General features: G+C 72.9%; 14 protein-coding genes. 5 read left to right on the top strand and 9 right to left on the bottom strand.

Translation table 11 applies throughout. The annotated features are described in order from the left end of the window. Window positions 1-5 precede the first annotated feature (5 nt). Window positions 6-1,691: a serine/threonine-protein kinase gene (locus tag ACGFNU_RS31015; RefSeq protein ID WP_392599322.1), complete on the bottom strand. Its 1,686-nt coding sequence runs from the start codon at window positions 1,689-1,691 to the stop codon at window positions 6-8. 184 nt (window positions 1,692-1,875) lie between these two features. On the opposite strand from ACGFNU_RS31015, the gene ACGFNU_RS31010 reads away from it, so the two are divergent. Next, window positions 1,876-2,124, top strand: coding sequence for a hypothetical protein (locus ACGFNU_RS31010; RefSeq protein ID WP_392599320.1), 249 nt, complete (start codon window positions 1,876-1,878; stop codon window positions 2,122-2,124). Between the two features lie 184 nt (window positions 2,125-2,308). Here the strand turns inward: ACGFNU_RS31010 and ACGFNU_RS31005 are convergent, their stop codons facing one another. Continuing rightward, on the bottom strand, window positions 2,309-4,171 hold the full coding sequence (locus tag ACGFNU_RS31005; RefSeq protein WP_392599318.1) for a serine/threonine-protein kinase: 1,863 nt from the start codon (window positions 4,169-4,171) through the stop codon (window positions 2,309-2,311). A gap of 101 nt (window positions 4,172-4,272) precedes the next feature. Between ACGFNU_RS31005 and ACGFNU_RS31000 the strand changes: the two genes are divergently transcribed. Beyond that, window positions 4,273-5,238, top strand: a complete 966-nt coding sequence (locus ACGFNU_RS31000; protein WP_392599317.1) for an alpha/beta hydrolase — start codon at window positions 4,273-4,275, stop codon at window positions 5,236-5,238. Between the two features lie 3 nt (window positions 5,239-5,241). Here the strand turns inward: ACGFNU_RS31000 and ACGFNU_RS30995 are convergent, their stop codons facing one another. The 3 genes from ACGFNU_RS30995 to ACGFNU_RS30985 form a co-directional block, all read right to left on the bottom strand. Continuing rightward, on the bottom strand, window positions 5,242-7,008 hold the full coding sequence (locus ACGFNU_RS30995) for a serine/threonine protein kinase (protein ID WP_392599316.1): 1,767 nt from the start codon (window positions 7,006-7,008) through the stop codon (window positions 5,242-5,244). Window positions 7,009-7,078: 70 nt separating this feature from the next. Continuing rightward, on the bottom strand, window positions 7,079-8,041 hold the full coding sequence (locus ACGFNU_RS30990; RefSeq protein ID WP_392599314.1) for a quinone oxidoreductase family protein: 963 nt from the start codon (window positions 8,039-8,041) through the stop codon (window positions 7,079-7,081). A gap of 87 nt (window positions 8,042-8,128) precedes the next feature. Next, window positions 8,129-8,785 (bottom strand): TetR family transcriptional regulator, encoded by a 657-nt coding sequence (locus ACGFNU_RS30985; RefSeq protein ID WP_392599312.1) that lies wholly within the window; start codon window positions 8,783-8,785, stop codon window positions 8,129-8,131. A gap of 274 nt (window positions 8,786-9,059) precedes the next feature. Here ACGFNU_RS30985 and ACGFNU_RS30980 point away from each other — a divergent pair, with 274 nt between their 5' ends. The 3 genes from ACGFNU_RS30980 (at window position 9,060) to ACGFNU_RS30970 (ending at window position 13,300) form a co-directional block, all read left to right on the top strand. Further along, window positions 9,060-9,335 (top strand): hypothetical protein, encoded by a 276-nt coding sequence (locus ACGFNU_RS30980; protein WP_392599310.1) that lies wholly within the window; start codon window positions 9,060-9,062, stop codon window positions 9,333-9,335. 190 nt (window positions 9,336-9,525) lie between these two features. Then, window positions 9,526-9,801 carry a DUF6504 family protein gene (locus tag ACGFNU_RS30975; RefSeq protein WP_392599308.1) on the top strand — a complete coding sequence of 92 codons (276 nt, stop codon included), beginning with the start codon at window positions 9,526-9,528 and terminating at the stop codon, window positions 9,799-9,801. A 7-nt stretch (window positions 9,802-9,808) separates the two neighbouring features. Beyond that, window positions 9,809-13,300: a DNA polymerase III subunit alpha gene (locus ACGFNU_RS30970; RefSeq protein WP_392599306.1), complete on the top strand. Its 3,492-nt coding sequence runs from the start codon at window positions 9,809-9,811 to the stop codon at window positions 13,298-13,300. A 13-nt stretch (window positions 13,301-13,313) separates the two neighbouring features. Here ACGFNU_RS30970 and ACGFNU_RS30965 read toward each other — a convergent pair whose 3' ends face one another. The 4 genes from ACGFNU_RS30965 to ACGFNU_RS30950 all read right to left on the bottom strand — a co-directional run bounded on the left by ACGFNU_RS30965 (window position 13,314) and on the right by ACGFNU_RS30950 (window position 16,376). Beyond that, a complete protein-coding gene (locus tag ACGFNU_RS30965; RefSeq protein WP_392599304.1) occupies window positions 13,314-14,000 on the bottom strand; it encodes a DUF4328 domain-containing protein in 687 nt (228 codons plus the stop codon). A gap of 88 nt (window positions 14,001-14,088) precedes the next feature. Then, window positions 14,089-14,433: a hypothetical protein gene (locus ACGFNU_RS30960; protein ID WP_392599303.1), complete on the bottom strand. Its 345-nt coding sequence runs from the start codon at window positions 14,431-14,433 to the stop codon at window positions 14,089-14,091. A 66-nt stretch (window positions 14,434-14,499) separates the two neighbouring features. Further along, a complete protein-coding gene (locus tag ACGFNU_RS30955; protein ID WP_392599301.1) occupies window positions 14,500-15,153 on the bottom strand; it encodes a response regulator in 654 nt (217 codons plus the stop codon). Further along, window positions 15,150-16,376, bottom strand: coding sequence for a sensor histidine kinase (locus tag ACGFNU_RS30950; protein ID WP_392599299.1), 1,227 nt, complete (start codon window positions 16,374-16,376; stop codon window positions 15,150-15,152). Before ACGFNU_RS30950 ends, ACGFNU_RS30955 begins: the two co-directional genes overlap by 4 nt. Between the last annotated feature and the right edge of the window lie 28 nt (window positions 16,377-16,404).

The raw sequence follows: 16,404 nt of genomic DNA, 5'->3' as shown, positions 1-16,404 counted from the left end.
GGTGACTATCCGCCGACCTGGCTGAGCGTGAAGTCGTCGAACGTGGCGGCGACGCGTTCCTTGGCACCGGCGTCGAAGAGGACCAGCCCGGTCGTGCCCTGACGGAGCGGCTTGGCGTTGTCGGTGCGTTCGAAGGCCTTGCGCCCGTTCACCCAGGCGGCGATGCGGGTCGCGCCGCCGCGCAGGTCCAGCTCGGCATGGAGCCGGTTGTAGTCGCCCGCCTTGAAGCCGGGGACCTTCGCGGTGGCGAGCTCGGTGCCCTGCCCGCCGACGAGCTTCTCCAGCCGCGCCGTGCCGTCCGGCCGCAGCACGACGTCGTACCGGTCGTCGTTGGTGTTGAGCAGGTGCACGCCCGCCGCCCAGTTGGCGGTGGTCTGGACGGAGTTGAGCTTCACGCGCACGTCCACGAGCGAGCGTTGCGGCACGGTGGCCTTCGTGGACGCGGTGCACGTCTCGGTGCTGCCGGCCTGGGCGAGGATGTCCAGGAGGAACGTGCCGTCGCGGTAGCCCGCGCAGTCGCCCGAGCCGTTCGGCCATCCCGTCGAGGTGTCGGCGAAGTCGTCGCGCACGACGGTCGCCCCCGCCGCCGGGGGGCCGTCGGAGTTCGACGGCGAGCCGCCGTCCGACCGCCACGGCTGTGTGATCGCCAGCGCGGTGGCCGCGAGCGCCGCCACCAGTGCCGCGGCCCCGATCGCGAGCGTCCGGCGATGCTTCCGGCTGCCCGGCGGTGCCGGTGCGGTGGGCGATGTCGGCTCGGGGCGCGGCGCGGCGACCGTTGGCGCGGGGAAGGAGTCCGGGGGCACGACATCAGGGCTGGTCGACGGCTCCGCGGCGAGGGCGGCCGGTGGCGCGGTCACCGGCGGCCCGGCGGTCACCGGCGGCCCGGCGGTCAGCTCGCGGACCAGCTCGGCGGCGTCCGGACGGCGGGCCGGGTCCTTGTCGAGGGCGCGCACGACGAGGTCGCGCAGATCCGGATCGAGGCCCTCCACGGCCGGGGGCTCGTTGACGACCCGGTGGATGATCTCCGGGATGGTCCCGCCGCTGAACGGGGCGTGCCCGGTGCCCGCGTAGGTCACGACGCAGCCCCACGAGAACACGTCGGCCGCCGAGGTCAGCGCGCCGCCCCGCATGAGCTCGGGCGCGATGTAGGAGGGGGTGCCGACGAACTGGCCCGTCCGCGTCAGCCCGCCCGCGAGCGCGTCCAGGGCGCGGGCGATGCCGAAGTCGATCACGCGCGGGCCGGTCGAGGACAGCAGCACGTTGGACGGCTTCAGGTCGCGGTGCACGATCCCGGCGCCGTGGATGGCCCCCAGCGCGGTCGCGATGTTGACGGCCAGCCCCTCCAGCGCGCCTTCGCTCATGGGGCCCTCGGTACGGATGGCCTGTTCGAGCGTGGGCCCGTCGACGTACTCGGTCACCACGTACAGCGGCTCGCCGATCAGCCGCGCGTCCAGGACGGCGGCCGTGCAGAAGCGCCGCACCTGGCGCGCGGCCGTCACCTCGCGCCGGAACCGCTCGTTGAACGCGGCGTCGTCGGACAGCTCCTGGTTGATGACCTTGATGGCCACCCGGCGGCCCGACTCGTCGAGGCCGAGATAGACCGTGCCCATCCCGCCGCGTCCGAGCCTGCCGGTGATGGTGTAGCGCCCGAGCCGTTCAGGATCGTTCGGCCGGACCGGGGTCGTTGGCATCTTCCCTCCCACCATCATGAGATGCGCCAGGGAAGATCCACGTTCAGCCGCGGCGCGGGGAGATCTCGCCGGTGACCGGCGGGGTCCTGCCGAAGCGCCGGCGCAGCGGGTAGATCGCCGCGACGGCGAGCAGGCTCACGACCGAGGCGATCAGCTGCGGGCGCTGGCCAAGTACCGGCGCCGGATGGCCAAGGTGCGGGCCGAGCTGCAGGCCAAGGGCACCAAGTCCGCCAAACGCAAACTCAAGGCACGTGCGCGCAGGGAGGCGCGGCACGCCACCCACATCAACCACCGGATCGCCAAGACGGTGGTGGCCGATGCCGAACGCACCGGACGCGGAATCGTGTCTCTCGCAAGAACCGTCCCTGCCGGGACGGCTTCCGTTGCGGGGTGTGCGGGCTTGCTGGCCCGGCCGATCACATCGCCGCCGTGAACGTGCGAACACGCGCACGGCGAGCGTGGGTGCATGTCAACACGCCCCATGCGGCCGTGTCACCGCCCCCCATCGTCAGGGACAGTCACGAGCTGCAAGCCCGGCCCTTCAGGGCCGGGTAGTTGACCAGGAACTTGAAGACGGCGTCGGGGGAGACGTAGCGGGAGTCTGTCCCCCCTCGGGGCTACTCCCTGGGCTCGGAGAGCGAGAAGTCGTCGAAGAACGCCGTCGCGTCGGTGTTCTGCGCGGAGATCCTGGGCCGGTGCACCAGCAGGGAGGTGCTGCCCGTCTTCAGCGGCGCGCTGGTGTCGGTGTAGCTGAACGCCGGCTTCTCGTTGGCCCAGACCTTGATCGTCGTGCCGGTCCCGCTGAGGTCGAGCAGGACCTGGAGCCGGTTGAAGTCGTCCACCTCGAAGTCCTCGACGTCGGCGACCCGCAGGCTGTCGCCGGGCTTGCCGGGGAGTTGCTTGCGGATGCTCACCTTGCCGTCCGGCCCCATCACGACGGCGTACCCCCGGGTGCCGTCGCCGGCCAGGAGCAGCCCCGCCTCCCACCGCTTGTTCGCCGGCCCGGACTGGAGCTTGATCTTCACGTCGTGCAGGTAGCGGCTGGACGTCCTGACCTGCTGCCCGGGCACGGTGCAGTACTTGCCGTCCTCGGCGAGCACGGCCCCGATGCGGAACGCGTTGTCGACCACCTGCCCGCAGCCCGGGGGAGTGGTCCCCCAGCCCGGCGCGCCGTCGTCGAACCGCTGGCGTTCGACGATCGCCTCGCCCGCCTTGAGCGGATCGGACCGCGAGCCGCCCGTCTGCGCACCGCTGGTCTTCGAGCCGCCGGCCCGCACGGGATCGGGTGTCGAGCCGTCCGACGAACCGTTGGAGGAGTCCCAGGGGGAGAGGATGATCGCCAGGACGAGGGCGCCGACGACCGCGGGGGTGCCGCCGGCCATCGCGAGGTACGCCTTGCGCTTCGAGCGCCGGGGGTGGTGGACCGGAGGCAGGCCGGCCCGCGGCGGGAGCGTCGGTGGAGGCGGGCTCCAGTTCGCCGCCCGCGTGGCCGCCATGGGCTCGGCGGGTGCCGGCGGCGGGCCGAGCGGCGGGCGGGGCGGCGGGCCGGGCGTCGGCGGCATGTGGATGTCGGCCTGGGTCCTGCCGTCCCGGGCGGCGCCCTGGGGCGGCGGTGCGTGCTGCGGCCAGGAGGCCTGCAGCGTGTCCGCGAGCTGGCCGGGGTTGGGGTCGGCGTGGCCGACGAGGCTCGCCAGGACGTCCCGCGTGGACGGGCGGCGGGCCGGGTCCTTGTCGAGCGCGGCGGCCACCAGCTCGTGCAGGTCGGGATCGAGGCCGTCGAGCAGGGGCGGTTCGTTCGCCACCCGGTAGAGGGTCTGCATGATGGTGGTGCCCGCGAACGGCGCGCGCCCGGTGCCCGCGTACGCGACCACGCAGGCCCAGGCCCAGACGTCGGCGGCCGGGCTGACGTCCTCGCCGCGCATGAGCTCGGGAGCGATGTAGGCGGGCGTGCCCACGAACTGGCCCGTCCGGGTGGGGCCGTCCACGGCGTCCAGGGCGCGCGCGATGCCGAAGTCGATCACGCGCGGGCCGGTCGAGGACAGCAGGACGTTGGACGGCTTCAGGTCGCGGTGCACGATGCCGGCGCCGTGGATGGAGCTGAGCGCGGTCGCGATGCCGACGGCCAGGCCCTCCAGCGCGCCGCCGTGCATCGGCCCGTTCTCCTCGACGGCCTCGCCGAGCGACGGCCCGTCGACGTACTCGGTCACCACGTACAGCGGTTCGCCGTCGAGCTGGGCGTCCAGGACGGCCGCGGTGGAGAACCGGCGGACCTGCCGGGCGGCGGTGACCTCGCGCCGGAACCGCTCGTGGAACGCGGGGTCGTCGGCCAGCTCGGCGTTGATCACCTTCACGGCGACCTTGCGCCCGTCCGCGCTCTCGCCCAGGTAGACCGTCCCCATGCCGCCGCGCCCGAGCCGGGCGGTGATGCGGTACGACCCGAGCCGGGTGGGGTCGGCTGATCGCAAGGGCTCGGGGGACATCAAAGGCTCCTGACACGATTCCTGGGGCTTTGTGAAGATACCGCTTCCAGTAGGACGCCCGTCCATTCAACCGCGTTCCGGAAGCCCGTACGCTGACCGCCATGAAAGCGACGGAGGACATCCTCGGACCAGGGTACGAGGCCATCGAGCTACCTCTCGGTAACGACGCCGAGGGCGAGGTCGTGGCCACCCTCGTACGGCGCAGGTGCCCCGGGGACGAGCCGTCGCGGCGCGCCGTCCTCTACGTGCACGGGTTCGTCGACTACTTCTTCCAGGCCCACCTGGCCGACTTCTACGTTGAGCGCGGCTTCGACTTCTACGCTCTGGATCTGCGCAAGTACGGTCGGTCACTGCGGCCGCACCAGACGCCCAACTTCGTCCAGAGCCTGTCCGACTACTACCCGGAGATCGACGAGGCCGTACGGATCGTCCGCGAGGAGGACGGGCACGACGTGCTCCTGCTCAACGGGCACTCGACCGGCGGCCTGGTCGCGGCCCTCTGGGCGGACCGGGTGCGGGGCGAGGGGCTGGTCGACGGGATCTTCCTCAACAGCCCGTTCCTCGACATCGCCGAGCCGCTGGTCATGCGCAAGGTGGGCGCCGGGCTCGCGCGGGCGCTGCGCCGCCCGTTCCCGCAGGCCAAGCTGCCCGCGGCGGTCTCGGACCGGTACACGCGCAGCCTGCACCGCGATCATGACGGCGAGTGGGACTTCGACCTGGCCTGGAAGCCGCTGCTCGGCTTCCCCGTCCGGGTGGCGTGGCTGGCGGCCATCCGCCGCGGCCAGCTGCGCCTGCACGCCGGGCTCGACATCGACGTCCCGGTGCTGGTGATGGCCTCCGCGCGCAGCGTCCGGCCCACGCCCAAGCTCGCCGTGGCCGACCTGTCGAGCGCCGACGCGGTGCTGGACGTCGCGCACATGGCGCGCTGGGCGCCGCGGCTGGGGCGGCACGTCACCCTCGTCCGGATCGACGGCGGCCTGCACGATCTCGTGCTGTCGCCCAAGCCCGCCCGCGACGAGGTGTTCGCCGAGCTCACCCGCTGGATGACCGGCTATCTGCCCGGGTGACCGTCAGTCGACGATCTTGGAGATGTCGAAGTCGTCGAAGTCGCCGACGGCCTTGGTCGCGGTGTTGCCGCCGACCGTGACGTCCAGCCCGGCCCGGCCGTTGGCCAGCGGCTGGTCGCCGTCGGTCGTGTCGATGACCTGCTCACCGTTGACCCAGAGCCGCAGGCGCACCTTCTTGCCCTTGTCCTGCTCCTCGCAGGCGATCTGCAGCTTGTCGGCGGCGCCCTTCCCCTTGAACCCGGGCACCTCGTCGGGCGTGGCCAGGTTCTTGGTGCCCTGGTCGCCGGCGGTCTTGACCAGCAGCGCGCCCTTGCCGTCCTTGCGGACCTTGAAGACGTACTGCCTCTTGCCGTCGTCGTTCGCCCGGCAGGAGAGCCCGGCCTGGGCGTCGTCGGAACCCTGGGGCAGCGTGACCATGGCCGTGACCAGCACCCGGGAGGGCATGTCCTTGCTCTCCTTGGGCGACCAGCGGCCCCGGAACGGCGTGATCGAGTCGGCCTCCATCCGGAACCTGCCGTCCTTGTAGCCGTACTGGCCGGTGAAGGTGCCGCCGCCCCAGCCGGACTGGGGGCTGACGAAGGTGTCGCTGTACGCCGAGGCGAGCTTGTCCGGCGGGCCGCCCGGGCCGAGCAGCGCCCGGACGCCCAGGACCGCGACCAGGACCCCCGCGAGGACGGCGGCACCGATGATCAGCGGCTTGCGCGGGACGCCACTGTCCAGCACACCGTTGCCCGGACCTTCGCCGCCCGAGGGCCGCGGTGGCGGCGTCCGGTGGACGGACGGTGGCGGTGGCGGCGTGAAGCCCTGCGGCGCGTCGCGGCGGGTGGTCTCGGTGCCGGGGGCCACCAGCGTCCGTGGCGGGGCGACCCAGGTGGGCCCGGTGGGCTGCGGCCCGTGCCACGACGCCTGGACGGTCTCGGCGAGCCGGGCCGGGCTGACGTCGGAGTGGCCGACCAGCCGGCCCAGCGACTCCCGCACGGTCGGCCGCTTGCGCGGATCCTTGTCGAGCGCGGCGGTCACGAGGTCGCGCAGCCCGGGGTCGAGCCCGTCGAGCACCGGCTCCTCGTGCGCCACCCGGTAGAAGATCTCCGGCAGGGTGGCGCCGGTGAACGGGGCCTTGCCGGTGCCCGCGAACCCGACCACGCAGCCCCAGGAGAACACGTCGGAGGCGGGGGTGATCGGCTCGCCGCGCAGCAGCTCGGGCGGCAGGTAGTTGGGGGTGCCGACGAGCTGCCCGGTGCGGGTCGGGCCCTCGGCGGCGTCCAGGGCCCGCGCGATGCCGAAGTCGATCACGCGCGGGCCGGTCGAGGACAGCAGCACGTTGGCGGGCTTGAGATCGCGGTGCACGATCCCGGCGCCGTGGATGGCGGCCAGCGCGGTGGCGACGCCGACGGCGAGGCCCTCCAGGTCGGAGCCGGGCAGCGCGCCGCGATCGGCGACGGCCCGGTCCAGGCTCGGCCCCTCGATGAACTCGGTGACCACGTACAGCGGGTCCCGGTCGAGCTCGGCGCCGATCACCGGCGCGGTGCAGAACCGCCGCACCTGGCGCGCCGCCGTCACCTCGCGCCGGAACCGCTCCCGGAACGCCGTCTCGCCGGCCAGCTCACGGTTGATGACCTTGACCGCGACACGGCGGCCGGACGGGTCCTCGCCCAGGAGGACCGTCCCCATGCCGCCCCGGCCGAGCCGGGCGAGCAGCCGGTACGGGCCGAGCTCCCGGGGATCGTCCGGCTGGAGGGAGTCGAAGTTCTCTCCTGCGTGCGTGGTCATCGTGATCCTGGAGGGTCTGGGACGTCGAGGGTGCGGGGGTTCGTGTTGAAAGCACACCCTAGCGCCCCCCTTATGGCGTCAGGATCAGCTTCCCGGTGGTACGGCGGCCGGCCAGGTCCTCGTGCGCCGTACGGGCGTCGGCGAGGTCGTAGCGGCGCCCGATGTGCAGCCGCAGCTCGCCCGCCGCGACCCACCCGTACACCTCGCCGGCCCGCTGGAGGAGCTCCTCCCGGGTGGCCGTGTAGTGCCCGAGGGAGGGCCGGGTGAGGTAGACGGCGCCCGCGGCGTTGAGGCGTTGCGGGTCGAACGGCTCGACCTTGCCGCTGGCCGCCCCGTACAGCGCGAGCAGGCCGCGGCGCCGGACGCTGGCGAGGCTGCCGTCGAACGTGGCGGCCCCGACGCCGTCATAGACCACGTCCACGCCCTCGCCGCCGGTCAGCCGCCGCACCTCGTCGGCGAAGCCGTCGTAGCCGAGCACCTCGTCGGCCCCGGCGTCGCGCGCGAGCTTCTCCTTCTCGGGGGTGGAGACGGTGCCGATGACGCGGGCGCCGAAGAGCTTGCCGAGCTGGGTGAGCAGGAGCCCCATGCCGCCGGCGGCGGCGTGCACGAGGATCGTGTCGCCCGCCTTGATCTCGTAGGTCGAACGGGTCAGGTAGTGGGCGGTCATGCCCTGGAGCATGGCGGCGGCCGCGTCCTCCAGGCCCACCCCGGCCGGCACCGGGACGATCTGGTCGGCGGGGGCGGCGACCCGCTCGGCGTACGAGCCCGGCACGTTCGACCACGCCACGCGGTCACCGGCCGTGAACCCGGTCACGCCGTCCCCGACGGCCGCGACGGTGCCCGCGCCCTCGACGCCCGGGACGTACGGCGTCGGCTGCGGGTAGGCGCCGGTGCGGAAGTAGATGTCGATGAAGTTGACGCCGCTCGCCGCGATGTCGATGAGGACCTCGCCGGGACCGGCCACCGGGTCCTCGCGCTCGGCGGGGGTCAGTACCTCCGGGCCGCCCGGGCCCTCGACGACGATCGCGCGCATGTGGAAGCTCCTCCGGTCCGTCACCTTTGACATCGGCCAACCCGGCCCGCGTGGATCCTATTCCGGCCGTCCGTGCGAGATCGGGAGTCAGACCAGGTCGCGGAGGGTGGCGTGGGCCAGCGCGACGCTCTCCTCGACGCGCGCCGCGACGGTGGGGGCGTCCCAGATCTCGTGCCGGGCGCAGTCCTCGAAGGCCACCCGCACCGAGGCGGTGTAGAACGCGACGATCAGCAGCGGGCGCAGGTCGGTCTCGGGGTCCACGCCGAGCCGGCGGGCGACGCCGCCGGCGAGCACCTTCTCGGTCTCCTTGTGGCGGGCCATGTGCCCGTGCACGAGGGCGGGCGTCGTCTCCACGATCTGGTGGATCTTGCGGAACCGGGCGCTCTCGTCCGGCCCGCTCGCCGCGATGTCCTGCAGGACGACGCGGAGGCTGGCGAACAGCGCGGTGAGGGGTTTCTCGCCGGGCGGGCGGGCGGCCAGCGCGTCCAGCAGGATCTGGTCGTACTGGACCATGGTGTCCATCACGACGTCCTCTTTGGTGGCGAAGTAGCGGAAGAACGTGCGCTGGGAGACGTCCACCGCCGCCACGATCTCGTCGATCGTGGTCGCCTCGTACCCCTGGGCGAGGAACAGGTCGAGGGCGGCGTCGATGAGGGCCACCCGGGTCCGCTGCTTCTTGCGCTCGCGGAGCCCGTCCAGCGTTCCCGAGAGCGCGCGGCCGTCGTTCGCGGCGGCTGCGGTCATCGTCGGTCTCCTGTCATGGGGGGAAGGGACGAGCAGAACTCGGCAGGATCGGCGCCTTAAGGGGTCTTATCACGGCGCGCCGGTCCGTGGACGGCTCGACCGGCCGGACGGCGCGCGGACTTCCGCCGGGTCCCACCTTTGAAGCGGTACGTAAGCATCTAGTTCCCCTACGTTACGTAGGCCGGCCGGCCCCCCGGGGCAGGAAACGGATTGCTCGATCCTGTGGGATTCCTCGAGCGTCCGGTGCTTCACACCCCTGACGAGGCGGCTGATCGTGGTGTCTGTTGTCGGTGCGCGGGAAATCGCCGAAGTGCGGCGGCACCATCTCGCCGCGCTCGCGTACGAGGCCGAGGCGCGCGGTCTCAGATGGCGGCTGGCCGGCCCCGAGGAGTCGGTGCTCGGCATCGCCCACCCGATCACCCGGCGGCAGGTCATGGTCGTCGCGACCCCTTCCGGTGAGGGCTGGTCCTATCTCTGGACCGGTGGCGGCATCGCCGACGTCGGCAAGGTCGCCAGGGTCGCCGACCAGCTGGTCCGCATCCTCACCTGAGGGCCCGGCGATCCGCAGGGAACAACCCCGGCCGGCGCGCTGGTAATCCCGCTTCCGGACGCCCGCGCGGCGACCCCGCCTTGCCTCCGGACGGTGACCTTCCCTAGACTCGTGGCGAACGTATGTTCGAAACGGGCTGCATGCCTTCCCCCGTGCGGCGATCACATGATCTAAGGGCCGGGGGAGGCAGATGACTCGCGTATTCGGGGATCCCGTGGACGTCTGGGTGACCGATGGGCGTCCGGTCAGGTTCGTCTGGAGGGGGCGGCTCTACACCGTCCGCAGGGTGCTGGAGCACTGGGTCACCACCCGCGACTGGTGGCGGGAGCAACAGCCCGACGAGGAGGCGACCGGCGAACGGGAGTTCTGGCGGGTCGAGGCGTCTCCGGAGACCGAGGTCGGCGTCTACGAGCTGCGCCACGACACCGCGACCGGTGACTGGATGCTCTCCCGGGTGTGGGACTGAGGCGGCCGTGCAGCTGCATGTCGCCTCCGCCTACTCGCTGCGCCACGGCGCCGCGACGCCGCGGGCGCTGGCCGAACGGGCGGCCGAGCTGGGCATGGAGAGTCTCGCGCTGACCGACCGCGACGGTCTGTACGGGGCGGTCAAGCATGTGCGGGCCTGCCGTGCCGCCGGCGTCCGGCCCGTCCTCGGCGCCGATCTGACGATGCCCGGGCGGCGGCGCGCCGTCGTCCTGGCGGTGGGCGGCGCGGGGTGGCGGTCGTTGTGCCGTCTGGTGACCGCCGCCCACGGCGCCGCGGAGCCGGCGGGCGGGCAGGGCGAGCGGGGGAAGCCGATCGCCGGCCGCGAGCTGATCGGCGCGCACGCCGAGGGCGTGGTGGTCTTGCTGGGGCCGGCCTCCGACGTGGGGCAGGCCATCGCCGATCGCCTGCCCGACCTGGCCGCGCGGCGGCTCGCGGCCTGGCGGGAGCACGCCGAGGTGGTCATCGAGATCGTCAACCACCACGATCTCGGAGCCGGCCACCGCGCCGCCCGGATGCTCGCCCTCGCCCGCGCCGCCGGGGTCCCGGCCGTCCTGGGCAACGCGGTGCGCTACCTGGGGCCCGCCGACCATCCGGTCGCGCAGGTGCTGGACGTGACGCGGCGCCTCGTCCCGCTGCACCGGCGGCATCTCGACGATCGGACCGGCCACGCCTACCTGAAGTCCGAACCCGAGATGCGCCGGGTCGCCGAGCTGACCGTCGGGCCCGGCGCGGCGGGCGAGGTGGAACGGTTGCTGGCCGACACGCGCGAGCTGGCCGCACGCTGCGTCCTCGACCCCGCCCGCGACCTCGGCATGGACCGGACCCACCTGCCGGACGTGCCTGGCGACCCGTACGAACGGCTCGTCGCCCGATGCGAGGCGGGGCGAGTGCGGCGCGACCTGGCGACGCCGGAGGCCACCGCGCGCCTCGACCACGAGCTGGGGATCATCAAGCGCAAGGGCCTGGCCGCCTACTTCCTCACGGTCGCCGAGGCCGCCGCGCTGATCCGGGCGCGCGGCATCCGCTGCGCGATCCGCGGGTCGGGGGCGGGCAGCCTGGTCAACTACGTGCTCGGCATCGGCGACCTGGACCCGCTGCGGCACGACCTGGTGATGGAACGGTTCCTGGCCGATAGCCGCGAGGGCCTGCCGGACATCGACCTGGACGTGGAGTCGGCGCGGCGGCTGGAGGCCTACCGGGCGCTCTTCGAACGTTTCGGTCACGACAGCGTCGCGTGCGTCTCGATGATGGAGACCTACCGGGCCCGCAGCGCCCTCCGCGACGTCGGCAACGCGGTCGGGCTGCCGCCGCACGAGATCGACGCGATCGCCAAGGCGTTCCCGCACATCCGGGCCCGGCAGATCCGCGCCGCCCTGCGCGACCTGCCGGAGCTGCGGCAGAGCAACCTGGCCCAGGGGCAGCTCGATGTGATCTTCCGGATCGCCGAGCGGCTGGACGGGCTGCCCCGCCACATCGCGATGCACCCCTGCGGGGTCCTGCTGTCGAACGCGACGCTGCGCGACCGCACCGCCGTGGAGCAGAGCCTGCTCGGGTTCCCCATGAGCCAGTTCGACAAGGAGGACGTCGAGGCCATGGGGCTGCTCAAGCTCGACGTCATCGGCGTCCGCATGCAGTCGGCGATGGCCCACACGGTCGCGGAGATCGCGCGCGTCACGGGCGAGCGGATCGAGCTGGAGGCCGTGCCGCACGACGACGGCCCCACGTACGAGATGATCCGCTCGTCCCGGACCCTCGGCTGCTTCCAGATCGAGTCGCCGGGGCAGCGTGAGCTGGTCGGCAAGCTGCAGCCGCGCGATCTGGCCGATCTGGTGATCGACATCTCGCTGTTCCGGCCGGGGCCGGTGAACGCCGACATGGTGCGGCCGTTTCTCGAGAGCCGGTACGGCCGGCGGCAGCCCGACTACCCGCATCCCGACCTGATCCCGGTGCTCCGGGAAAGCCTCGGCGTGGTGGTCTTCCACGAGCAGGTGCTGCGGGTGCTCGACGTCATGACCGGCTGCGGGCTCTCCGACGCCGAGGCGGCGCGGCGGAGCCTGGCGACCGAGGCCGGGCAGGAGCAGGTGGCGGCGTGGTTCCGGGAGCTGGCCCTGGCGCGCGGCTACGACGGGCCCACGGTCGAAAAGGTGTGGCGCATGCTCACGGCGTTCGGCGCGTTCGGCTTCTGCAAGGCCCACGCCGCCTCGTTCGCCCTGCCCACCTACCAGTCGGCGTGGCTGAAGCGGCACCATCCGGCGGCCTTCTATGCCGGGGTGCTCACCCACGATCCCGGCATGTATCCCAAGCGGGTCATCCTCGACGACGCCCGGCACTTCGGCGTCCCGATCCTGCCGCTCGACGTCAACCGCTCAGCCGAGACCTGGCATGTAGAGGCTGTTTGCGGCGGCGCTTGCACGGCGGCGGAGCCGCCCACTTCGCGCTGCGGGGGGTGTGGGGGGTCGTCCCCCCTCGAGGAATACTGCGGTTCCTCCGGGATCAGGGTGGCGTTGAACGAAGTCAAGGGGATCAGCGAGGCCGAGGTGGAGCGCATCGTCGGGGAGCGTGACGGGCGGCCTTACTCCTCCCTGCGTGACTTCTGGCGGCGTGCCCATGTCTCTCGTCCCATCGCGGAACGCCTGGTCATGGCGGGCGCCTTCGACGACCTGCACGGCGACGGGGTGTCGCGGCGCGATCTGCTGTGCCGGGTGGGGGCGCTCGACCGGGCGAGCGGAGCGGCGGCGCTGGCGATGGAGGGCCAGTTGCCGCTGGACGGCGACGGGTTCGGCGAGTTCGCCGAGGAGATCCCCGCCGGGGAGCTGCCCGCGATGACCCCGGCCGAGATGGTCGAGGCGGAGCTCGCGATCCTCGGCATGGACGTGAGCCGACATGTGCTGAGCTTCTACGACGAGCTGCTGGCGGCGCTCGGCGTCGTCCGCGCCCGCGACCTGCCCGGGCGGCGGGCGGGCGCCGAGGTGCTGGTGGCGGGGGTCAAGGTCGCCACCCAGACACCGGCGGTGCGGTCCGGGCAGCGGGTCATCTTCGCCACCGTGGACGACGCGACCGGGCCGGTGGACGCCACGTTCTTCGAGTCGGTGCAGGATCGCTGCGCGGCGACCGTCTTCGGCTCGTGGCTGCTGGTGATCCGCGGCCGGGTCCGGCGTCCCGGCTTGCGGGCGGTCACGCTCAACGCCACCGCCTGCTGGGATCTGGTGGGCCTGTACGAGGAGTGGCGGCGGGGCGGGATGCCCGCCGTGCGGCGGCTGATGGCGGCCGCGGACGAGGCGGCGACCGGCCCCGGGGTGGCGAACCGGATCGTCTACGCCAACGGGTTCGCGATGTCCCCCTATGCCATCCCACAGCCCCCGCCCAACCACCCTCCCAAAGGACAAGCTGCGCTTGGCCCCCATATTGGCCATGCGGGCGGCGCCGTCAAGCGTCCGCCCGGCCGGTTCTGGCACGCCAGCGGCGGCAGCTCCGGCTGATCTCGCGGGCGGTTCAGAGCAGGACGGGGGAGCGCACCTGGAGACGGGTGATCTGGAAGACGTTCATCATGCAGAGCGCGGCGGCGAGGGCCTGGAAGGCGGCCGCGGCCACGCCCAGGTGGACCGAGTAGCGGGCGTCCGCCAGCGTGTTGACGCTGCTGGCCGAGAACATCCGGGCGAGGCCGATGCCCAGCAGCACGCAGGCCCACCAGCCGCCCACGATCACGGCGACCACATGCCGTTCGGCGGTGCGGTAGCGGCCGCTGCTGACCCAGATGTCGTAGACCAGCCGCGGGGGCATCCACAGGTTGACCACGGGCAGGACCCAGCCGAAGACCACCCAGGCCCGGTGGTGCCGGTGCGGCCCCGCGGACTGCCGGTAGGCCCGCCACAACCAGCCGAGATAGAGCAGGCCCGTGATCACCGCCATGATCCCGCAGACCAGGAAGACGTCGGCGTACGGGCTGAGCGCCTTGCCGGTGGTGGCGGGGTCGTAGGTGTCGTGGGTGGCGTCGTGGAGCGGGTCGATCAGCCGCAGCAGGCTGATGCCGGAGCCGAGCGCGACGAAGGCGTTGAAGCCGAGCAGCATGAACACGGCGATGCCGACGGCGCGGAAGTCGCGGCGCCGCGCCCAGGCCCCGCAGGCCGGGCAGCGCACGACTTCGGTCGGGATGATGTCGCCGCACAGCGCACACGGCATTGCCCGCACCTCCGAGATCCTTTGCCCACCGCTGCCTCGGATGCTACGTGGCTTTGCCGCCGGTTGCCCAACGGCTGGTCGGCGCCGGTCAAAGGATCATGTGGGCGGCGATCGTCGCGGCGCCGCCGGTGAGCGCGAGCCAGGCCGCCAGACCCCGCAGGTCACCCCGGAGAACGAGGCGTTCGGGCCGGCCCCGGGTCACCAGGATCAGCGCCCACCATTCGGCGGCGGCCGCGATCGAGGCGTACAGGAAACCGAACCCCAGGATCGACGGGAACAGCACCACCCCGGGCAGGGTCAGGACGTGTGCCAGCAGGGCCAGCCGGCGCGGGTAGCCGGACAGCCCGCGGCCCAGCCCGCCCGCGACCACGCCCCAGCCGATGACCGCGGCGATCCACACCACCAGGACGGTGGCGGGGACACCGTTGGGCAAGCCGTTCAGCAAGCCGTGCCCATCGGCGCCGTGCCGGATCTCCCGGTGGCCGTCGCGCGTGGTCCGCTAACGGCCAAGGCCGGACTCCCAGGCCCAGGCGGCGACCTCGACGCGGTTCCGCGCGGAGAGCTTGCGATGGACGCTGCCGAGGTGGGTCTTGACCGTGGAGATCGACACGAACAGCTCGGCGGCGATCTCCTCGTTCGTCCGGCCGCGCGCGACGAGCCGCACGACGTCCAGCTCGCGTCCGGTGAGCGGCTCGCCCGGCTGCCGCGCCGCCGCGGCGGCCGGGGGACGGGCGAGGTTCTTCAGGAGCCGGACGGTGATGGAGGGCGAGACCATGGCCTCGCCATTGGCCGCCGCGCGCACCGCCTCGACGAGGAGGGCGGGGCCGCTGTCCTTGAGCAGGAAGCCCGTCGCGCCGCCGCGCAGCGCCCCGTACACGTACTCGTCCATGTCGAACGTCGTGACGATGACCACCCGCAGCGGCTCGGCCACGTCCGGCCCGGCCAGCAGGCGGGTCGCCGCCAGCCCGTCCATCGTGGGCATCCGGATGTCGAACAGGCAGACGTCGGGCCGCAGCCGCCGGGCGAGCTCGACCGCCTCGGCGCCGTCGGCGGCCTCGCCGACCACCTCCAGATCGGGCTGCGAATTGATGATCATCCGGAATCCGGTCCGGACCATCTCCTGGTCGTCGGCGATCAGTACGCGGATGGTCACGATCCCGATTGTGGCAGGTGATCGGGGTCGGGGAGCACCGCGACGACCTCCCAGCCGCCCTCGGGCCGGGGGCCGGCGTAGACCCGGCCGCCGAGCGCCTCGACGCGTTCACCCAGCCCGACCAGCCCGAACCCGCCCGACGGCAGCCGCCGCCGGGCCGCCTGGGACGGCCCGCGCCCGTTGTCGCGCACGGTCACCTCGACGCCCCGCGCCGTCCGGCAGATGCCGACCTGGACGGCCGTGGCGTAGGCGGCGTGCTTGCGCGCGTTCGTCAGCGCCTCCTGGACGATCCGGTGGATCGAGGTGGTCACCTCGGGCGCCAGGACGCCCAGCTCGCCGGCGATCTCCAGGGACGCGGGCGGGTCGGTGAACCCCGCGACGAGCTCGGCCACCTGGCTGAGATCGCCGACCGGGCGGGTCCTGGAATCACCGTCCGCGCTCGTGTCCTGGGCCTCGCGCAGCAGGCCGACCATCCGCCGCATCGACGTCAGCGCCTCGGTGCCCGCCTTCTCGATGCCCGCGAACATCGTGTCGAGCTGCTCCGGGCTCTGCGCCGCGCCCGACCCGGCGATGAACCGGGCCGCCTGCGCCTGGACGACGATGCCCGTGACGTGATGGGCGACGAAGTCGTGCAGGTCGCGGGCCAGTTCGAGGCGTTCGTCGCGGCGCGCGGCCACCAGCGCGCGGGCCCGGCGCGCGTCGATCGCCCGCAACCACAGCCCGGCGCCGATCGCGACCGCCACCATGACGGTCAGCGGCGCGGTGAAGAGCACCTGGTTGACGGCCGAGCCGCCGCGCGCCGGCATGGACACCGCCGCGCCGCCGATCACGACGGTCAGCGCCACCAGGCGTTCGCGCGGCTGCCGCCAGACCACCCGGGCCACCAGGACCAGCAGCCCGCAGAACTCCAGCAGCATGCTCGGGTTGTCGATCCGCGGCCCTGCCAGCGCCGCGAACACCGTGAAAAGGATCGACATGGCCGCGGCCGTCAGGGTCCAGAACAGGAACCACTTGGTGGTCAGGGCCGCCCAGGCGCAGACCGCGGCGATGACGATCATCCCGAGGTACGTCGTGAGGGAGCTCTCGCCCTGGCCCTCGCCCTGGCTGATGACGGCGACAAGGCACAAGAGCAGGAAGAGGGCCGCGAGCCCGCCGGCGGTGCCGCGGACGAGGCAGCCGCCCACCGACGTGACGCGGTCCAGCCGGGTCCCTGAGTCACTCATGGTTACGCAGGCTACGACCCGGGCCTGA

It is taken from the genome of Spirillospora sp. NPDC048911 (assembly GCF_043198015.1).
Taxonomy (GTDB): Bacteria; Actinomycetota; Actinomycetes; order Streptosporangiales; family Streptosporangiaceae; genus Spirillospora.
Note: the sequence above shows the minus strand (reverse complement) of the source record. Positions and strands in the feature narration are given on the sequence as shown.

Bases quoted from the DNA above. Each gene is read 5' to 3' on its own strand.
- ACGFNU_RS31015 (WP_392599322.1), bottom strand. From the start codon at position 1,691: ATGCCAACGACCCCGGTCCGGCCGAACGATCCTGAACGGCTCGGGCGC.
- ACGFNU_RS31010 (WP_392599320.1), top strand. From the start codon at position 1,876: ATGGCCAAGGTGCGGGCCGAGCTGCAGGCCAAGGGCACCAAGTCCGCC.
- ACGFNU_RS31005 (WP_392599318.1), bottom strand. From the start codon at position 4,171: ATGTCCCCCGAGCCCTTGCGATCAGCCGACCCCACCCGGCTCGGGTCG.
- ACGFNU_RS31000 (WP_392599317.1), top strand. From the start codon at position 4,273: ATGAAAGCGACGGAGGACATCCTCGGACCAGGGTACGAGGCCATCGAG.
- ACGFNU_RS30995 (WP_392599316.1), bottom strand. From the start codon at position 7,008: ATGACCACGCACGCAGGAGAGAACTTCGACTCCCTCCAGCCGGACGAT.
- ACGFNU_RS30990 (WP_392599314.1), bottom strand. From the start codon at position 8,041: ATGCGCGCGATCGTCGTCGAGGGCCCGGGCGGCCCGGAGGTACTGACC.
- ACGFNU_RS30985 (WP_392599312.1), bottom strand. From the start codon at position 8,785: ATGACCGCAGCCGCCGCGAACGACGGCCGCGCGCTCTCGGGAACGCTG.
- ACGFNU_RS30975 (WP_392599308.1), top strand. From the start codon at position 9,526: ATGACTCGCGTATTCGGGGATCCCGTGGACGTCTGGGTGACCGATGGG.
- ACGFNU_RS30965 (WP_392599304.1), bottom strand. From the start codon at position 14,000: ATGCCGTGTGCGCTGTGCGGCGACATCATCCCGACCGAAGTCGTGCGC.
- ACGFNU_RS30950 (WP_392599299.1), bottom strand. From the start codon at position 16,376: ATGAGTGACTCAGGGACCCGGCTGGACCGCGTCACGTCGGTGGGCGGC.